General features: G+C 51.1%; 1 protein-coding gene. It reads right to left on the bottom strand.

Annotation, left to right across the window (positions count from 1 at the left end):
• Positions 1 to 61 precede the first annotated feature (61 nt).
• Entirely contained in the window at positions 62 to 313 is a 252-nt protein-coding gene (locus tag JS756_RS38830) for a hypothetical protein (protein WP_240204885.1), read from the bottom strand.
• Between the last annotated feature and the right edge of the window lie 159 nt (positions 314 to 472).

The following is a 472-nucleotide window of genomic DNA, read 5'->3' as shown; positions in this document are numbered from 1 at the left end:
ACACATATCATGCCACTATTGCGGCATTAGCTTCTTGTCCAGCGACGGTCTGGCCGCCCATCTACGTGAGAACCACTTTTACTGTGAAGAATGCAACAAAGGCTTCAGAGACAGCAAAGCACTCGAGCAGCATGCGAATTCGCCACGACACATCAAACAGTTCCATTGCTGCGACTGTGACCGGGATTTCGTGAATGAAGATGCTCTCAACCAGCATCTGAGGGATAAGGTGCATACCATCGACAGGACAGCCGATCTGAGATGTGTAGAGTGTGATCGAGTATTCGGAGACGAAAAAGCGCTGCAGCAACACCGGGATTCAGTCAAGCACCGGCCAATCAGTAATATCAAATGCGTTGCGCCGGGGTGTAGTCGCAGGTTCAAGAGTCCTTCGGCTATGCTGCATCATCTCGAGAGTGGCGGCTGTCGGTCTGGGCTGGATAGACAGGCTATTAATACACTGATTCAAGAG

The sequence above is a fragment of the Streptomyces actuosus genome, from assembly GCF_016921115.1.
GTDB classification, from domain to species: Bacteria; Actinomycetota; Actinomycetes; order Streptomycetales; family Streptomycetaceae; genus Streptomyces; species Streptomyces actuosus_A.
The sequence above is the reverse complement of the archived record's forward strand: the minus strand, read 5'-3'. Positions and strand labels throughout refer to the sequence as shown.